Raw genomic sequence first — 14,523 nt, 5'->3', positions numbered from 1 at the left:
AGACGTTCAGACTATGGACATCACCGAACGCGAAAGATAGTGTAGCCTCGACGAAAGAGGATTGATTCAGTACCAGAGGTTTTCGCCACTGTTCTCGAACGACGAAACATCGTCCAGGTCTTGGAGGCGTTGAACAGCTTCGTCGCGTCGGATGTCGTAGACCTCCATCACTTCTGGTGTAGCTACAGGACCGTGCTCATCAACAAACCCCTGTAGTTCCTGCGGCCCCTGCTCGTCTATCCCTTGGAACGTGAATTGGGTCTTGAAGTCCGAATACCGGACACGGCCATTCTTCGGAACTGGATTACCCTGGATTTCCATCAACGTGAACGGAAGCTCACCACGCTCCCCGGCTTCTACCTCCACCTCGTCCAGATCCTTCTCGAACTGCTCTAAGTCCAGACCCAGATCTGAGGCCAACTCGATCAGTATTTCCCGGTCGTTGATATCGCGGCCAGCCGCAACACCGTGCCGCCACAACGTCCTGATGTACTCCATACCTCGGTACTGCTGGAGAGCTGCCTCGAACGCTCGGTTGACCAGTTCCGTGGACTCCGGCGGGTCCTCATCCCAGAACGAAGGATCGACTGGCATTTCCAGTTCCTCGCTGCACTCTACCCACTGTTGTTTCGCTTGCTCCGGGTCGATCTCTCGGACAGGAGCTGGTTTGTAGAAGAGTTCGATCTCTTCACCGTAGCACTCCTCGACGTGTTTCATCACCGGTTGGACACCCCAGGACAGCGCACTCAGGGCATCGACTTCCTGGACCACAACCATCGTCTCATCTTCCTCCTCATCTTCGTCTTCATCCTCTTCCTCGTCGGCATCCTCTTCTTCCGCGTCTTCCTCCGTCTCGGGTTCCTCGATGTCGTCTTCCAGCTCTATATCCGACTCTTCGACATCTGGCGATTCCGGCTGATTCTCTTCTTCTTCCTCTTCTTCACACTCTTCGTCGTCCGAGTCATCGCCATCTCCGGAATCCTCACCCGCGGGCGGCTCAGTAACCGCACCGCCGCCGGCACCTGAAGCAGCAGCACCGGCAGCACCAGCACCACCTGCACCTGCAGTACCAGCGGCACCGGCAGCGCCAGCCGCAGCAGCGGCTTTACCACCGCCTGAATCCTCTCCAGAACCGTCACCTTCGTCATCACCAGTGTAATCGTCTACACCGGTTTGCGTATGGTCGTCTGTCGATTCGTCGTCCTGCGAATCATCATCGTCTGACGAATCGTAATCGCCGCCACTGTATGAACCCATGAATACGAACATCGTTCAGTTGTCCTCCTTCGTGCCGCCGAACTCGTTTACAGGCCTCTGTTCTTGACCATCGTTGACCGACAGTTTGGCCTCCCGTCCCTCCTGGAACGCCGGCCACAGACGTTGCGAAAGCCCGCTCTCAGTAGAGCATGCGTCCGTCCATTGTCGAAGTCCAGTTGCTCCACGCACTCGCGGAGCGAAATCCAACAGGTCGTCCTCCGCGAGCCGTCCAATCAGGAAAACATTCTCCATATCGATGGCGGCAATGGAGTTCCTAACGTGGCTCCGGAGGACGTTGATTGCGTTACCAGCGTCACCTCCAGTGTACTGAACGGCGTAGAACGCGAACTCATCGTAGTCGAACTCCTCGAACAACTCGCGGTACTCTAGGAAGTGTTCGTACGTCCAGCCCTTGTTCGTCGGGATCAACCGGACATCCAAGTTCTCCTCAATAACTAGTTCCTGCAGCGTTCTAACGTGGCTGGTGTAGGCTTCAAGAGCGTTTTCTTGAATCTCGTCCTCCATCCAGTTGTAGCTGTAGACCACGTCCGGGACGTAGATCGCGGGTTGCGCTATCGCCAGCACGTCTAAAACATCCTGCAAGGTACGTGCATTCACAGCCTCATCATATTCCGTACCGAGGATCACTGGGATATGCCACGGCTCTAAAACCCGGCTCAGGTCACCGTCCCGCTCGATGACCTCCTTGGCGTCAGTGAAATTGACAACCACGTACTCGATTTCCTGATTGCCATCAAGCCACTCCTCAAACTCTTCGTCCGGAAGTTCGATGCGAGGATGAACTCCTCTAATCGGCTCGTAGATGCGGTGAGAATTAACCGCCTCGTGCAGTGTTTGCTGGCCTCTACCGATTTCTTGGGATTCAGCGTGCGAACTCAAACTTTCTCTCCTCGTCTCCGGTTGTGCTTTCAGATGGGAGACACGATCCACTACGACTTTCACCCCCATATAACTATCGCCGGTCAAACGCCGTCTAGGCCGCCCTAGACCGCTAATACCGGCAGATCCGAAAGCGTCCTGCTATTAAAACAGATTCTCAATGGGCATCTAATACTCTGAAATTCGACTGGGTGACATTCAAGCGGTCCCGGTGTGAATGCGTTGCTACGATGGAGGAATCGGCGGTGTTCGGGCACGTCATCGATGAACTCGAAACACGTGATTACCAGCCACTCGTCCATGTCCCGGGTGCACATGAAGACACGTACGCGGATGTCTTGGATCGGTGCGAAACCCATCAGATTACGATTGGTGGACGGTATCCGGATGTGCTCGGGTTCACGCATGCTGATCGCGTGTTTGCTGTTGAGGTGAAGGGGTCGAGCGGCCTCCTCCGCGGGATCGGGCAGGCGCTTACGTACCAGCAGGGCGCGCACGTCTCGTACCTCGCGGCGGCGGCCGACACGGTTGGGCAACATACTGATTTGCTCCGGTCGAAGGGCGTCGGTGTGATTGGCGCGACGGACGATGGCGTGACGCGGTGGTCGGGCCCGCCGACCTCGGAGTCCCACGAGCAGGTCGTTGATATTGAGGGGCAGTTGTCGGTTCGGCTGCGTCGGAGTGACATTGCTGGTGATATTGCGAGTCTTTCGCTTGCCCAGCCGCTGAATTATCTCGCGCCGGTCGTCGCGGTTGATCTGCACGGGCCGCTGGCTGGCGATGAGTTGGTGGATGTGATCGAAGCTGAGTACGGGTTCGGTGCGGGCACTCAGGCTCGGCGGAGTGCGCTGTCGCTCGGACTGTTGGAGGGTACTGGTCGATTCACGCTGACTGACCAGGGGGAACTCGCGGCGACGGTGCTTCGTGGGTCCGGGATTTCGACACTTGAAGAGCTTGATGCGGTCAAGAGTGATGTCGGTCGATCAACGGTCGTCGCGGAACACCAGCCGCTCGCCATTCTGCTCCGGAACTGTTACGAGCGACACCCCGAATTCCGGCTGTTACTTGATGCGCTGCGGAAAGAAGGCCCGCGGATTCATTTTCCCGACTTGGTTCGCCGGTTGGTTCACGAGTATCCGAACGTCTTCCTGAACACGTTCTGCACGCGAGCGGGGCGTACACGGGCGCGGGAACTGATCGAGGCCGGCCAGGTATCTCGAATCTACGAGGAGGAAGCCGTCTGGAAGGACATCATCCGCACCAACGTGTTATTCAATTTCGTGCAGCAGCTCAAGCACATCGGTGTGCTTGCCGCGGAGACACGCAGTCACAGCGGGAAGATCAGCGAGTACGACTCTGATGCGAAACCGTGGGTGTTGCGAGACGACCGGTGAGTCCTCGGCGGAGTAGTATTGTCACTGATACATCGGACCACGCCGGGCGTAAGAGCTTTCGGCGGTCATCGAAACTTATGCCTTTCCAGTCCATCGCTTGCAGCATGGCCACGCTCCCATCTCTGTTCAGAACTTTTCTTTCGGATATTAGACCCCAGGACGAACATCAAGACGCGTACAAAGAGGGGCACGAAACACTCCGAGACCGTTTACAGGATGACGACGATATCCAAGAGTTCTATGTTGCCGATTTCCTCCAAGGAAGCTATCGACGATGGACCGCACTCAGACCTAAAGAAGGCGAAAAGTCCGACGTCGATATTGTCCTCGTCACCGATCTTCAGGACTACGAGGCCGAAGACGCGTTAGAACAATGCGAACCATTCCTTGAAGAATACTACGAGGACCAATGGGAACCGAACGACCATTCGTACGAGATACGAGAAGAGGATGTGGAACTTGACCTCGTGTTGACAGTTGCCCCGAGCGAAGCTATTCAGGAAGTTGCGAAAGCTCTCGGGTCACTGGATGTCGGGACTGCACTGAGCGAGGACGATTTCTCAACAGTGGCTGGGGCTCTCAATATGTCCGTTGATGGTGACGAGCAGTGGAAGGAGGAGCCACTTGAGGTCCCAGATCGGGAGGCCAATAATTGGGAATCGACACATCCGCTTGCGACGATTGCTGTCACCCTGGACAAGAATGATAGCACGGGCGGCCACTATGTGAATGTCGTCAAGGCCATCAAATGGTGGCGGCGGACCAAAATACCAGAAATTGACGGGCCCAGAAGCTATCCCCTTGAGCGGATGATCTGGGAGTGCTGTCCCGATGATATCGATAGTGTCGCTGAAGGCGTCACACGGACTTTTGAACAGATTGAACGGCAGTTCAAGAGTGAAGCAGGAAATGAAGATATACCGTTCTTGCCGGCTCACGGCCTGCCGGCTATCCCCGAACATAACGCCCTTAAGCACATTGATGGAGAAGCCTTCGCCGCATTCCACAACGAGGTATCAGACGCCGCACAGCTGGCGCGCGCGGCATTGGAGGAGGACGATAAAGCAACGTCCCGCGATCTGTGGTACGAACTCTTCGGGGATGAGTTCCCGCCGTATGGAAGTGATGACGAGAGCGATGACGGGGGAGAGAAGGCAATGACCCTTGGCTCGTCGTCACAAGTAGATGACCCCTCGGACCATCAGTTCGCTTAGTCATACTGATTTGAGATATGCCTTCTGACGAAATCACTGAGGCCGTGGCAGCTATCGATGAGCGCGCTGGAGTCACTGTCCTTGACGATCTCTATCTTGACGAAGAGAGGGGAAGATGGGTCGTCAAAATCCGTCTCCGACCAGACGACTTAGCTGATCATTCGGAGGTACCACGCGAGACTGACTGGTATCTCCATCTGCGCGACACCTTTCCGGCGGGGTCAATCGGAATCTACCCTGCGGATCAGGACGCGAACACGATTACTGCTACGTTTGCCCACCAAAAACTGAACGTTGCTGGCAGTGAAGATACGCCGTGGCGCAAAGGTGACATCTGTGTTGCTCGGTACGGGCATACGCTTAATCAGACCGGAGCGACGGGCGAACCCAGTACGGGAACAGACCGGCTCTGTTGGCATATGGATCGTGCGTTGCAATGGCTGCGGAACGCTGCCCAGGGCGAGCTCCGTGAGCCGGACGAACCGTTTGAAATTCCGGCGTTCAATACGGCCGATGCCCAAGGGCCGACACTTGCGTTCAACGAATCCCGGGAGTCATTCGACGATTGGGTAGATGTATATGGCCAATGGGGAACCGTCGCACTCTATTCTGTTCCGACAGCTGAAGAGACCTACGTGACCGACGTATTCACAGATGATGACGGTGAGGTCGTCTATGAGCCTGATTGGGGCGGATATATTGAGTCAGAAATGGACGATGCGGTTTGTGGGGCGTGGGCATTATTAGATCAGGTTCCGATTGACCCGCCGTGGGAAGCCCCGGAAACCTGGCGGGATCTCGAAGACTTTTTCGAAGAGACGGCGACGGATCCGTATACCCTTCGTGCGAATATCAAGCCAGTCCTGGAGGAGGAATCGGTCAAGATCCTCCTAATCGGGTTTCCGATCCCTGCACAAGTTGGTAACGAACCAGAACTCATCTACTGGCAACCGAGTGAGATTGAGGAGTTCAAAGATCCACAGGATGTCGGTCACCGATCAACCGGTCAAGGACAGTGCCGAGCTGCCCGGATAGTAGCGGGGCGCGAACAGATCCGGTGGCTTGAGGCAAACAACTGGTCGCATGACCAGCTCATCCGACGTGGCCACATGGACGAGTGGTTTCTTGATCGCACCATCGTGCTCATCGGAGCGGGTGCACTCGGTAGTATGGTGGCAGAGAATTTAGTGCGGGCCGGGTGCCAGCAGCTCACCATTGTCGATAGCGACACGTATGAGATTGGGAATGTGTCTCGTCATACCCTGTCGCTGGATGATGTAGGCCGAAACAAAGCAACAATGCTCGCAGACCGCCTCCAATCCGTGGCTCCGTATGTTCAAGCCGTGGACGTGGACACCGCGTTTCCACCGAGCGGTGAGATGCCGGCATCAATCAGCGACGCAGAGGTTGTCATTGATTGTTCGGCCTCGCGTGTTGTTCGCCGCGCACTTGATCGTGAGCGCTGGGATCACCGCGTCGTCTTTTGCTCTGCTGCTATGGGTCGCCGAGCCAACCGGCTGTTCTGCTTCACCGCCTATTCCCACACCTTTCCGTACACTGACTACGAGGAGGCATTTAGCCTGTGGCGGTTGCAGGAACAGATTGAATGGGATGATGAGACGGATGCAGTTCCCGAGCGTATCGGTTGCTGGCACCCCGCGTCCGTCATTCGGACAGATCGCGTCATGACATGGGCAGGAACCGTGACCCGGCTTCTCGACAATGCGACCGGATTAACTCTTGGCGAAACAGACTTCACCGTGTTGGAAACCTCTGGAGACGACGAGGTACCAACGGTTTCGGAGGCTACTCCGCCCTTTCAAGATGTGACGACATGGGAGGCCGCGACTTCGCCAGTCACTGTCCAAGTACCCGAAAAATGTCGTGAGGCGATGTTCGAACGCTGTCGCCAGGATCACCCTTGCGAGACAGGTGGAATTCTAGCAGGGATCGACCGCGAGGACGACCCTGCACTCCTCATCAATGCCCAAGAGCCGCCCCCTGACTCAATCCAAGAGCCAACAAAGTTCCTCCGTGGAACTGACAAGGTTGAGGACTGGCTTCGAGATGCCCGGGAAAGCCTTGGTATCGATTATCTTGGTGAATGGCATTACCATCCTGCAGCACCACCTGATATCAGTCTCGACGATCGGAAAGCGATGAACGAGATCGCGGCTGATGATGGCTATGACTGTCCGCACCCTCTACTCTTCATTGTCGGTCAGGACGATACGCAGGAGTTTGCGGTCAACGCGTATTTGTTCCACCGCGATAACGATTATGAGCAACTCTACCGTATGAGCGACCGACCAGATGATACAGGGGAAGCGGGTACGGATGGTAAGACAGTATGACTGATCCAACAGGCAAGATCTTTCTCAGTTATAAGCACGAGCAATCGGACACTGCAGATTTGCTCGAAGATGCGTTATGGGACCATGGTATTCCGGTGTGGCGCGATCAATCGGATCAACCCTCAGAGCCACTCGAATCAGGCTTAGAGCACATCATTGAGGACAAACAGCAGATCGCCGGCGGTATCGGACTGATCAGTGAGGATGTTGCCGACTCAGATGTGATTCTAGATGTTGAGCTACCTCGGTTTCGGGAGCGGTGGGAGGCTGACGATACGTTCTTGGCAGTCATCGTTCGGTGTCCAGATCTAGGTGTGTCGGATGCGAAAGCTATTCTTAGCAAATCTACGTCACTCCATGATTTCTCTTCATGGTATATGGAACAACTGGACGAGAAGACGCCTGAAGCGGCTGCTGAGGTCGCTGATTTCGTGCTGCAACAACGCCTGGTTAAGCTGGATGCAGCACTTGACGATGGCCAACCCATCACGTGTTCGCTTGATACCTATGAAGAACCAGCCCACAAGCCATGGCCCGCCCTCAGAATAGATTGGTCCCAGCACTTTGACCATGGGCCACCATCGCAGGAAATCTGGAACCAACGGCTGATTCCCGCGATCACGACGGTCACCAATCGGATCAGATCCGAAGCGCCTGATCGCCCGATCCAGTTGCGCGGCCATAGCCATCTCCCTGCCTCGTTTGCGTTAGGTCGGTGCCTCCAGGCAACGCGGAATGTCAATGCAACGTGGATGCAAGCTGATCAGGCTGGAAACACGCAAGCATGGTCGCTCGACAAGGATGCAGAGAACAGTGGGATATCAGCCGAGTTTACCCGGAAAAATGCCTCAGGATCTGACCTCGCGGTCTTAGTCAGCATTTCTGGTAATGTACGTCCTGAAGTGGCCAACACGGTATCGGATCTCTCCGAGTTTCGAGGCGTTCTTGAGTTCACACCGGGCGACGGGCCAGACATCAGATTGACTCCCGACCAAGCAGGTCACGCTGCATCGGTGTTTCGCACTGAGATACGTGAAACAGTCAATAACATAGGCCCAGTATCCAAGATTCATCTCTTCATGGCAGTCCCAACAGGACTCGCCTTCCTCTTCGGCCAACAAACCAATACCTTCCCACCTATCCAAACCTATCTCCTCCCAAACGGAGTCAATACGTATCACAGAGCAGCGCTACTCCTCAACAACCAACCAGCTGATAACCAAGAAGAGACAACGGAGCCCCCGTCCACTTTCGGTCACCGTATAAAAGAGACCATCACAAACTGGCTCCCCCACTCCTGAAACATATAAGAAGTTCAAATTTCATACATCAAACTTGAGAACAATACGTTCCGTTGGACGGTCGTCACTCACCCGCCAGAGTCCCTGTGGCCAGGATAACTCCTCGTATCCGAGCAACCGGTTAACCGTCTCCGGCTCCACATCTATAGAATCGTTCTCGTTACTCTCTGAGTGGGGGTGTGACACCGTTATACGGAAGAATGGTATCGAGATCGTTCTTGCAGAGCACGACCTTAATTTCATTCGTTCAGAAGCTTACGCGCACTATGGGAATGTGCATACCGAACTCTGTACGGACTTCCTCATTGAATCCGTCACACGAGCTGGACACAACGAGCTCAGCAGTACGGACGGTATCGGAAACGTGGAGTTCGTCTCGTCCCTTGAAGAGGCAGAATATCCGCGTTAGTCCTGAAGATCCGCGACGGTGCGCCCAAGCTCCCGGGCATATTCGCTCTCGCTTACGTCATACCGCTCTTCTATTGAGCGGAGTTGTTCTTGGAAGGTCATCGTTGGAGTCTCCAGTTAGGCCGGTTCTAGCTGGGGCAGTTCCCGCATAAGAGTTTTCCCGAACCAAGCGTAGTACTCAGGAGAGCAAATCGGTCGGAATCGACGGTTCACTTTCACCGAGGATGGGGAACTAATATACGGTCAGGCATACCATGTTCAACAAACAGCGTTGTCGGAGGTTCGCTTATGCATATCCCTGAAGGTCAATACAATCTCAAGGAGTTCTGTCGGGTTATTTTCGACTCGCCAGAGTCTGTCCTAGAGGGATATCATGGACAACGCATCAAATCGTTCTTATACCTCTCAGATGACGGCTGGCGCGATTACCTTGACCAGCATTACGAGACCGAGGAACTCGGCGGGATGACGAAGTTCGTCGGGGAGTATACGAATAGGAAAGGTGCAGATCAGCCAGCTAAATTCTACGTCGGGGAGTACAAGGACGATCTCCAGATGGTGCTCACTGCCGAAACCGAGGAGGCTATTCGACAAGCCTTGCGTCCGGTGTCAGAGCACAGTGACTGCCTGTCACCGATGCCGATTATGACTGAGGACTTCCAGACGATGAACGAGATCGTCCTCAGTAGCTACGATGATATGCGGATCTCCGAGTTCAAATCAAAGCGCGTTCCGAGTCTGGCGGACGCTCGAACCCGACCGGACGTTGATCGAGAGATCGAATACAAAGGCATCGACGGCCGTGACCGCCTCGACGAATTCCGCGAGGAGTACGGTGTTGTCCCGACCCGTATTCAATACGAACACGAGAATGTCTCCATCAGGATCGACACCTCTGGCAAGTTCACTTTAGAGACCGTTAATCAGGAAAGCTTCAACATCCTGTTCGAACTGCTCAGCGAGGTTGTCGTGAACGTTCTCGAATTGCTCGATGTGGCGAATCAGATCAAGTTCGAGAAGCGTGAGGTGGAGCCGGGAAACTTGAAACTCCAAGTACCGGAGGTGAGTTCTGGCGAAATAGATTTTGATCACCCAGTGACGTTGATGCAAGCCGAGAGTTTCATCAGGGGTACCAAGAATAGCGATGATCTGAACTTCAGCTTCACCGACGTCACGAAACAAGCCGGATCGCTGGACTTCTCTGCACAGGTGACTGACGAAAATAGAGGGTCGCTTTTCAACGTAAGTGCGACTGAGGAATCGATGCGGATCGTTCCGAAGCATAACTGCTCGTTCCCGTCTCTCGTTGAGTTCTATCTCGCAGTAATCCAGATGTTGGATGGTGGGGCGAAAATGAAGCTCTACGAATCTCAGACCGCGGCATAATATGACGAACGTTGACCCTCCAGAGTCGGTGCCAGAGGGTCAAAAAACGAAATACCGTGGGCTATACGGCAAGTGTGTCCATCATAAGCTCCAAGAGTTCCCGGAGCAGTCAAAACGTGAAACCCTCCGTGAGGAGATCGACGTTCAACGCCATCATCGCAAACTCATCAGCTACTCAATCTTCCCGTTCGCACAAGGAAACCCTGCTGGATACAAGTTCATCACCGCTGAGCCGCTGGAGGAACTCGATGTTCCAAACTTCGATTTCTTACTTTGGAATCTTGACGGTAGTGTGATATTCGGCGAAGCGAAATCTTCGATACCTGATAGCGCAGCCACTGTTGTAAACCAAATTCAAGAACGAAAGGAAGTAGCAGAGGATCACAAGGAATACATCGAAGAGGAGTATCTCGGAAGCGATATCAACCATATGGAGTTCGTGGTAGCGACATACGTCAATCACGGTGATAAGATTGCGAAGGAGATTATCGAGACCGGTGTGGAATTCATTACGTGGGTCGTGGATGCTCACTCCGATACGCTGTGGATTCGGCAGGCAAGACCCGGGTCATTTCCTGACAACTTGGAATCTGACGACCCTGATGCTATGCTCGAAGAGCTTGACCGCCGACATACTCACGACATTTCGTCTCTGAACAGCGAACTGGATCGGGTGACCACGAGCTTCGGGCAGGCAGATGTTCTACCGACTTCCATCATTGTAGACCGTCTACGTGTTGTCATACAATCTCGCCGAGTTGAAGATCGATACCCGTGTGTTGACCGTGACGATATCAAGGAGTACGTTTCGAATAGTGCGTTGAATTACACCGAGGAGCGCATCTCAGAAATCGTCGATGAGCTCATCGAATCAGGGAAACACCTCAACTTCTTGTCTGAATGGGATGATGATCGAGCAGAGTTCAAGATCGTGTCCAATTATACCGCTAAAGACGATCTTGAACGAGCACTCGAAAACAAGTGGGTAGACTGGCGGATTGAGGGAATGAAGGACCAGTTAAGAGATGCGTGTGAGGAGCGTATTGTTGCAGAGCTCGGCAAGCAAAGCCAACTTGATGACTTCTGATAAGTTAGAATAATGCACGGAGTACACTAGAAGTCAAAGTAGAACCTGCACTTGGGTGTATACGCTCACTCCTTGGATACCGACAGGGTTGCGAGGGGGAACAGGTTTCCTGATGTCGAAACTCTACTCTTCTGTCTCTCCTAAATACGTTCTGCACGCAAGCAGGCCGAACGCGAGCCCGAGAGTTAATCGAGGCCGGCTAGGTGTCCCGAATCTACGAGGAGGAAGCCGTCTGGAAGGACATTATTCGAACGAACGTCCTGTTCAATTTCGTGCAGCAACTCAAGCATATCGGCGTGCTTGCCGCGGAAATGCACAGTCACAGCGAGAAGGTCAGCGAGTACGCCCCAGATGCGAAGCCGTAGATAATGCGCGAAGACGGGTGAGACGTGAGTGATATTGATCCGGATCGCAAATAAGTTGAATTCAAGCGCTCCCTGAGAGCTTCAGCTGGAAGCAGCTATCGCCTTGATCAGTCATCTACTGTTTGTTGACCGCGAGATGACTGTGATCGGTCGTTGTTCAGTATTGCTTTCCAGAGTCTCGACAATTCGAGGTCGTTGTGTTCTGGATAGTGATAGAGACCGCATCACGTAGAGCCAAAACAATAAAAGACTGCCCTTCGTCTCAAGCCGCATGGCAGCGGTTCAAGCCCAGTTAAACCCCGATACCATATTGAGGGATGTCCCCGCTGATCGGCCACGGTATGAGGACGGATGGGACGATATATACAAATCGAAGTTTGAGGATCTCCTGGATAATCTTGATTCTGATACGCTAGATGTTATTCGTGAGCTTCTGGATATCGACGATGGGACAGACAATCTCCAATCAGAGATTGTGTCCCATCAAGCGGAGGCAGTTACACTCTACACCCTCTACCGATTTCTTGCCGATAAACGCACGCTCCTACGGGAAATGGCAGGAAGATATGGAGACGAGGTTGAGGAGGATGAGGAATATCGATATCTGCTTCAAGCGTTCCTAGATGGGAATCAGAGTTTCGCCTATCAATCGCTGCTTTATAAGGAGTGGTCCGATGCGAAGAATGAACGGACATACAGTGTCGAAAACGACCTTCCTGATGACTATATCGATCGTTTTGATGATGACTTTCGGAAAATCCAGGTTACCCTATCACGCCGTATGAACACCGGCCATTTCAGATATGAAGACCGAAACGAACTCTCCTTTATGAATTCGACCATCTTTGCAATCGACCGTCAAACCTCTGATAGAGATCGACGTGACGTTGTCGGCGCTCAACGGCGTCGTAACCTACGAAGCATCTTTGTAGAGGTTAAAGAGGAGGAAGGCGTCGTCAAGATTATTGCGAACAATCAGACAATCCGTGACACGCTTGTAGAAAAGCTTGAGGAGATTTTCGCTATTTCGTTGGTGAATGTTGATGCCGTTCAAAATCAGATGGCTGTCGATGCGGCACAGTTCGAGTCGTCTCTCCGTGAATTAGACGATGACGCGGAGGGAAGCGAAATCCGGCTGCTGAACGTCGAATTTCGGCGGACGGAGACAACTCCGTCAGTACCGCTTACGGTCTCCAAAAAATCCTACGACACTGAAATACGAAATGTCGTTTCAGCGCTCGCTGAAGATGTCGTTAATCCAAGCATCCTGAACATTCGCCGATTCTGGTTTAACGCCTATGGCGTTGACGCTCGGGTACACGTCGATATTGAAACTGATGAGAATATTCTTCGACTTGATTCAGATATCAAGACACACTCAGGTGATCTCTCTGGCAGAATTCGGGATACGTTCCAAGACCGGTTTGGAATTCCGCTTGACCAGGAAATACCCTTACACTGGGTGACCGGAGAGAGGAAGCAGGTAATCTCCTTTATCCTCAAAAATCCGCCTACTTATGAAACACAGAATAATCTGTATCAAGACTTGATTGATGATCTCGCCGAACTCGGCGTGGTCAACACGCACTCTGTCGATCGGAAGCAGTGTCAAGGTTGTGAAGAAATCTATGAGCAGCGGGAGGACGATACCTGTCCAGCATGTGGCGGCGATTTAGTTGTTTTCGCGGAGTTTGAGAAGGTGACGTTGTCGAGTCGCGGCGTTTTGAATTTCTTTCAAAATCGGCTTGCAGACGAGGGACTGGACTACCTAGGGACGAAAACAGAGAAGATATACCGGACAGAATATCGATTCCGTCGTGTCCGTCATGAAGGCGATATTGTCCATGTGCTGATTAATACCCCGGAAGTGAGCATCACTCCGAAGTCCATCGATCACCTGTACAGGAGTATTAATCCGGTGACACTGCTGAATCCGGGCACAGTCAAAAATCAGCGGTTGATGGGGGAGGTCCTCGCCACGTATCTGGATTTGAGCGAGATAATCGACAAGTATCTCGATGACGAGCTGTCGGATGACTATATCACCCAGCACATCGAAGAGGTGGCACGGGCTACTGAGCAGCGTGCTGCACGAACCGCCGCTGACGCGTATGACCAACTACAGGAGATTGTTGAGAACCCCGAAGACTACGTAGGCGGGGATTTCGAACTGGAACTCTTCCATCTTATCAATCAGATAATCACGAATGCCGAGCAGTGGGGTACGAAACGACGGGGGAATCTCCCAGATGGGTTTGCGGAACTCCTGTTTTCTAAGAGTCAGGGGCGCTTCTTCCGGTCTTTTGCGTGGGATGGAAAGTTCACTACTTCTGACGAATTGAGTATCGATGCTTCAGAAGCTAAGGATCTCCGCGGTTATATCCATCGTATCAAGGATTCTCCTGATGTTCAGTCATCTGATACGCAATTCAGAAACTTTGTCGTGATTACTAACGCCGAGCCCGGCAATTTTGGTTCACGTGTCGCCGAACGTATTAACAAGATGCAGAGTTGGGATGGAATTCCAGTATTAATGCATGTTGACTTCCTTCTCGGACTTCACATCGGCTTCAACGAAAACGTTGAGGCAATCAAACGACATATCCAGGAGTTCTATGAGCAGTTCTATCTGATTCTAAACGACGGTAATTACTATCATCGTGACGTGGATGATGAGTTCTATGTCCACTTGACTGTTGAAGACGCTGGGGCGCTGTTCGAAAACTTTGACGAGCATACGACAGGGAGCTCACTTGACATCAGCACCCTGCGCGACTTCATGGAGCAAGATATCTTCCCGTAAGCCATTCTCCACCCCTGCCGAACCACCCTAACTACTCTAGCTGAAGAAGTTCCG

At 53.0% G+C, this 14,523-nt stretch carries 11 protein-coding genes; 9 read left to right on the top strand and 2 right to left on the bottom strand.

What is annotated here, in order from left to right; all coding sequences use genetic code 11:
- Positions 1–66 precede the first annotated feature (66 nt).
- Together N5098_RS14840 and N5098_RS14835 are read right to left on the bottom strand one after the other, a co-directional pair.
- Entirely contained in the window at positions 67–1,257 is a 1,191-nt protein-coding gene (locus N5098_RS14840) for a DsbA family protein (RefSeq protein WP_267638671.1), read from the bottom strand.
- 15 nt (positions 1,258–1,272) lie between these two features.
- Positions 1,273–2,157: a hypothetical protein gene (locus N5098_RS14835; protein WP_267638670.1), complete on the bottom strand. Its 885-nt coding sequence runs from the start codon at positions 2,155–2,157 to the stop codon at positions 1,273–1,275.
- Positions 2,158–2,387: 230 nt separating this feature from the next.
- Here N5098_RS14835 and N5098_RS14830 point away from each other — a divergent pair, with 230 nt between their 5' ends.
- The 9 genes from N5098_RS14830 to N5098_RS14795 all read left to right on the top strand — a co-directional run bounded on the left by N5098_RS14830 (position 2,388) and on the right by N5098_RS14795 (position 14,469).
- Positions 2,388–3,551 carry a hypothetical protein gene (locus tag N5098_RS14830; RefSeq protein WP_267638669.1) on the top strand — a complete coding sequence of 388 codons (1,164 nt, stop codon included), beginning with the start codon at positions 2,388–2,390 and terminating at the stop codon, positions 3,549–3,551.
- 104 nt (positions 3,552–3,655) lie between these two features.
- Positions 3,656–4,765: an SMODS domain-containing nucleotidyltransferase gene (locus N5098_RS14825; RefSeq protein ID WP_267638668.1), complete on the top strand. Its 1,110-nt coding sequence runs from the start codon at positions 3,656–3,658 to the stop codon at positions 4,763–4,765.
- A 17-nt stretch (positions 4,766–4,782) separates the two neighbouring features.
- Positions 4,783–7,119 carry a ThiF family adenylyltransferase gene (locus tag N5098_RS14820; protein WP_267638667.1) on the top strand — a complete coding sequence of 779 codons (2,337 nt, stop codon included), beginning with the start codon at positions 4,783–4,785 and terminating at the stop codon, positions 7,117–7,119.
- Positions 7,116–8,420 carry an SAVED domain-containing protein gene (locus N5098_RS14815; RefSeq protein ID WP_267638666.1) on the top strand — a complete coding sequence of 435 codons (1,305 nt, stop codon included), beginning with the start codon at positions 7,116–7,118 and terminating at the stop codon, positions 8,418–8,420. Before N5098_RS14820 ends, N5098_RS14815 begins: the two co-directional genes overlap by 4 nt.
- A 145-nt stretch (positions 8,421–8,565) precedes the next feature.
- On the top strand, positions 8,566–8,829 hold the full coding sequence (locus N5098_RS17815; protein WP_465261609.1) for a DUF8172 family protein: 264 nt from the start codon (positions 8,566–8,568) through the stop codon (positions 8,827–8,829).
- Positions 8,830–9,116: 287 nt separating this feature from the next.
- Positions 9,117–10,214: a hypothetical protein gene (locus N5098_RS14810; protein WP_267638665.1), complete on the top strand. Its 1,098-nt coding sequence runs from the start codon at positions 9,117–9,119 to the stop codon at positions 10,212–10,214.
- Position 10,215: 1 nt separating this feature from the next.
- On the top strand, positions 10,216–11,301 hold the full coding sequence (locus N5098_RS14805) for a hypothetical protein (RefSeq protein ID WP_267638664.1): 1,086 nt from the start codon (positions 10,216–10,218) through the stop codon (positions 11,299–11,301).
- 203 nt (positions 11,302–11,504) lie between these two features.
- On the top strand, positions 11,505–11,666 hold the full coding sequence (locus tag N5098_RS14800) for a hypothetical protein (protein ID WP_267638663.1): 162 nt from the start codon (positions 11,505–11,507) through the stop codon (positions 11,664–11,666).
- A 271-nt stretch (positions 11,667–11,937) separates the two neighbouring features.
- The gene (locus N5098_RS14795) at positions 11,938–14,469 is read left to right on the top strand and encodes a hypothetical protein (protein ID WP_267638662.1); all 2,532 of its coding nucleotides are present in this window, start codon (positions 11,938–11,940) and stop codon (positions 14,467–14,469) included.
- The last annotated feature ends 54 nt before the right edge of the window (positions 14,470–14,523 follow it).

Source organism: Halovenus rubra (genome assembly GCF_026586665.1).
GTDB classification, from domain to species: domain Archaea; phylum Halobacteriota; class Halobacteria; order Halobacteriales; family Haloarculaceae; genus Halovenus; species Halovenus rubra.
This window is presented reverse-complemented; position numbering and strand designations above follow the sequence as displayed.

Coding starts and splice junctions, on each gene's coding strand:
- N5098_RS14840 (WP_267638671.1), bottom strand. CDS start 1,257: ATGGGTTCATACAGTGGCGGCGATTACGATTCGTCAGACGATGATGAT.
- N5098_RS14830 (WP_267638669.1), top strand. CDS start 2,388: ATGGAGGAATCGGCGGTGTTCGGGCACGTCATCGATGAACTCGAAACA.
- N5098_RS14825 (WP_267638668.1), top strand. CDS start 3,656: ATGGCCACGCTCCCATCTCTGTTCAGAACTTTTCTTTCGGATATTAGA.
- N5098_RS14820 (WP_267638667.1), top strand. CDS start 4,783: ATGCCTTCTGACGAAATCACTGAGGCCGTGGCAGCTATCGATGAGCGC.
- N5098_RS14815 (WP_267638666.1), top strand. CDS start 7,116: ATGACTGATCCAACAGGCAAGATCTTTCTCAGTTATAAGCACGAGCAA.
- N5098_RS14810 (WP_267638665.1), top strand. CDS start 9,117: ATGCATATCCCTGAAGGTCAATACAATCTCAAGGAGTTCTGTCGGGTT.
- N5098_RS14805 (WP_267638664.1), top strand. CDS start 10,216: ATGACGAACGTTGACCCTCCAGAGTCGGTGCCAGAGGGTCAAAAAACG.
- N5098_RS14795 (WP_267638662.1), top strand. CDS start 11,938: ATGGCAGCGGTTCAAGCCCAGTTAAACCCCGATACCATATTGAGGGAT.